3 protein-coding genes are annotated in these 3,377 nt (G+C 56.7%); 1 reads left to right on the forward strand and 2 read right to left on the reverse strand.

Annotated elements, in window-relative coordinates; genetic code table 11:
- Positions 1 to 224 precede the first annotated feature (224 nt).
- A complete protein-coding gene (locus ACILQA_RS10480; protein ID WP_395629637.1) occupies positions 225 to 755 on the reverse strand; it encodes a hypothetical protein in 531 nt (176 codons plus the stop codon).
- A gap of 49 nt (positions 756 to 804) precedes the next feature.
- Between ACILQA_RS10480 and ACILQA_RS10485 the strand changes: the two genes are divergently transcribed.
- Complete coding sequence (locus ACILQA_RS10485) at positions 805 to 1,545, forward strand: TlyA family RNA methyltransferase (RefSeq protein ID WP_395629639.1); 741 nt, start codon at positions 805 to 807, stop codon at positions 1,543 to 1,545.
- A gap of 132 nt (positions 1,546 to 1,677) precedes the next feature.
- Here the strand turns inward: ACILQA_RS10485 and ACILQA_RS10490 are convergent.
- The coding region (locus ACILQA_RS10490) for an AMP-dependent synthetase/ligase (protein ID WP_395629638.1) at positions 1,678 to 3,377 on the reverse strand (1,700 nt) is incomplete at its 5' end.

Here is a 3,377-nt window from a genome sequence, read left to right on the forward strand (position 1 = left end):
ATCGGCGGCCGATCTCCCGAACGGAATTCCCCGACCTCTTAACTGAACCATGAGACATCGGATCACCTCCTTTCGTTGAATGGAAATTGCTTGCTTCAAACATATATCTGCCCTCCGCAGGACCGAAGTTGAATCAAACGGGTCGCTTAAACAAGTCTTGTAATAAATTATTTTTCGGGCAAATATTGGGGTTCCGCGCCGCGATATGTGACATCGTCAAGTGGCTATTTGCGGCAATCCTCAACAATGCGTGCAATCTCGGCCCATGCCGGCAAAATGATGGGCGGATGTCCGTCCGTTTCCAATAATATCCGCCCGCGGCTGAACGCCATCGCGTCCAATATCGCGTCCATCGGCATGATTTCACTGGCCAGATAGGCGGGCGTGCCGCCGGTCGGCTTTGCCGCAAATTCCTTCGTGGCCGAAGATGTCCGTATGACGATGCGTTGCCCGGGTGCAGTCGCTTCACGCGACACATATATGCGCCGATTTTGTAGGTCGCAGCGCAGGGTGACAACTGCATTTTTGCCAGTCGGTCCAAATAAAGCAGTCGATCCGCGATCATCGCGCCGATACACCCAATCACCCACGGCAAACGGCCAGTCATTCCAATCCGCCGATAGACGCGGCGGTGGCGCAGGCGTGGCGACCACTGGCGGCGGCACGGGTGCGGCTCTTTGGGCTGGCGGTGGCGGCGGCGCAACGCAGGATGCGAGCAGCAACATTGCAATGAGGGTCAGGTTACGGGTTTGCATGACTTTGTCTTATGGCCAAATCGCATCTGCTCCGCTAGCGCGTTGCGACATGGCGACCAAAAAAACACGACTAGACCAATTGATCGTTGATCGCGGCCTTGCCGAGAGCAAGACACGCGCGCAGGCATTGGTCATGGCGGGCCATGTCTATATCGGTGATGCCAAGGCACTAAAGCCAGGGCAGCAAATCGCCGAAGATACCGAAATCAGTGTGAAGGGCAGCGATCATCCCTGGGTGTCACGCGGCGGCATTAAACTTGCCCATGCCCTTGATGAATTTGCCATCGATGTAACCGGCATGGTGGCCATTGATGTGGGTTCGTCAACGGGCGGCTTTACCGACGTTATGCTGACGCAAGGGGCAGCGCGCGTTTTCGCCGTCGATAGCGGCACCAACCAGCTCGCGTGGAAACTGCGGCAAGACCCCCGCGTCGTGGTGCATGAACAGACAAGCGCGCGGATATTGACCGACGTGCATATCACCGAACCCGTGGACCTTATCGTTTGTGACGCCAGCTTCATCGGTCTCGCCAAAGTGCTTGAACGGCCATTGACCTTTGCCAAAAGCGGCGCGCAATTGATCGCACTTATCAAACCACAATTTGAGGCTGGCCGCGAAGAAGTTGGCAAAGGTGGTGTCGTGCGCGACCCTGAAGTCCATGAACGCGTTTGCCATGAGGTGCAGCAGTGGTTGGTCGAAAAAAACTGGACGATACGCGGTTTGACCACCAGCCCGATTACAGGGCCGCAAGGCAATGTTGAATTTCTTATCTGGGCGCAAAATGCGTAGCGGCCCACCGGGGCGCAGTCACATGAAAATCCGGTCGGTAAAAACGCGCATGCAAACCCAACCCCGGATCCGTTCCGGGGTCAGTGCATGGCTGGATGCAAAATCAGCAAACCGACACAACGTCGCGACGCGTCAGTCCTTGTAAAGGCCATTAACGCGCGCGGCGTAACGTTCGCGGATGACATGGCGCCGAATTTTCATGCTCGGCGTCATTTCGCCATTTTCGATGGTGAAAGGCTCATCAGCAAATTCGAACTGGCGGACCTTTTCGGTTACCGACACATCCGCATTGACCCGGTCAACCGCAGCACGAACCGCAGCGCGAAACTGCGGATTGGCTTGCAAGGCATTGAAATCATATTTCATGTCCTGCGCACGCGCCCATTCGAGCGCCCATTCGGGATCCGGAACGATAAGGCCAACAATGTACGGCCGCTTGTCCCCTGAAACCATCGCCTGCAAAATTTCAGGCTGAAGCGTGAGCATGCCCTCAATCTTCTGCGGCGCGATGTTGTCGCCTTTGTCGTTGACGATCAGATCCTTTTTGCGGTCAGTGATAGCAATGCGTCCGCAATCATCGATGTAGCCGATGTCGCCGGTGTGCAGCCAACCATCCTTGATAACCCGGTCGGTCTCCGCCTTGTTCCGCCAATAGCCCTTCATCACCAACGGACCACGGACAAGGATCTCGCCGTCTTCGGCAATCTTGACCTCAGTATTTTTCAGCGGCGGGCCAACGGTATCCATCTTGATACCCACTTTGGGCCGGTTGCAGCTGATAACCGGGCCAGACTCGGTCTGCCCATATCCTTGCAGCAACGTGATACCCAAAGATTGGAAAAACACGCCAATGTCGGGATTGAGCGGCGCACCGCCCGATACCATCGCCTTCATCCGGCCGCCAAAGCGCCCCTGGATTTTGGGCTTAATCGTCCGTGACAAAATGAGCCGCATCGGCGCATCGGAAAGCCGCTTGCGCCCCGAATAGTCGCGCTCGCCAATGGTCAGGGCTTTATTGAGCAAGTAATTTGGAAATTTGCCCTGCTTTTCGACTGCCTTGATCATTCTTTGGCGCAGGACTTCAAACAATCGCGGAACGACCACCATCACGGTTGGCCGTGTTTCCTCGATATTGGAGGCGAGCTTTTCCAGCCCTTCCGCATAATAGATTTGCGCGCCGACACTGATGGGAAGGAATTGCCCACCGCTATGTTCGTAGGCGTGCGAGAGCGGCAAAAATGACAGGAAGACTTCTTCTTCGTCCAGCCCAAAATCGTCGCGCAACACCTCAGCGGCTCCGTCGACATTGTGCAATATCGCGCCATGATGCTGCATCACACCACGCGGCGCACCGCCGGTGCCGCTGGTGTAGATGATGCACGCCAAATCGTCGCGCGTTACTGTGGCCATAGCCGCCTCAGCAGCCCGTACATCGGCATCATTGCCCTGAACCATGTCGGACCATTGGTGCATCGACAATTGGCCATGCTGCACCGCTGGCTGCGGCTCCATAGCGATGATGAATTCCGCTTGCGACGACCGCAATGCCGCCGGCATCAATGTCTTTGCCAGTTTTGCGGTCGACACAATCACCGCGCGGGCGGCGCTGTCGTCGAGAATATGCTGATGGTCGCGTTCGGTGTTGGTGACGTAGGTCGGCACCGTCACGCATCCAGCCGCCATGATGCCCAGATCGGCGATACACCACTCGGGGCGATTTTCCGACACGAGCATGACCCGGTCGCCCTTTTCCAGCCCAAGCTGGCGCAGCGACTTGGCAAAGCCCGCAACCTGGCGCGCGACCTCAGCCCAGCTTAAGGATTGCCACGTAG

Source organism: Sphingorhabdus sp. (assembly GCF_044239005.1).
In the GTDB taxonomy this organism is placed as follows: domain Bacteria; phylum Pseudomonadota; class Alphaproteobacteria; order Sphingomonadales; family Sphingomonadaceae; genus Sphingorhabdus_B.

Coding starts and splice junctions, on each gene's coding strand:
- ACILQA_RS10480 (WP_395629637.1), bottom strand. CDS start 755: ATGCAAACCCGTAACCTGACCCTCATTGCAATGTTGCTGCTCGCATCC.
- ACILQA_RS10485 (WP_395629639.1), top strand. CDS start 805: ATGGCGACCAAAAAAACACGACTAGACCAATTGATCGTTGATCGCGGC.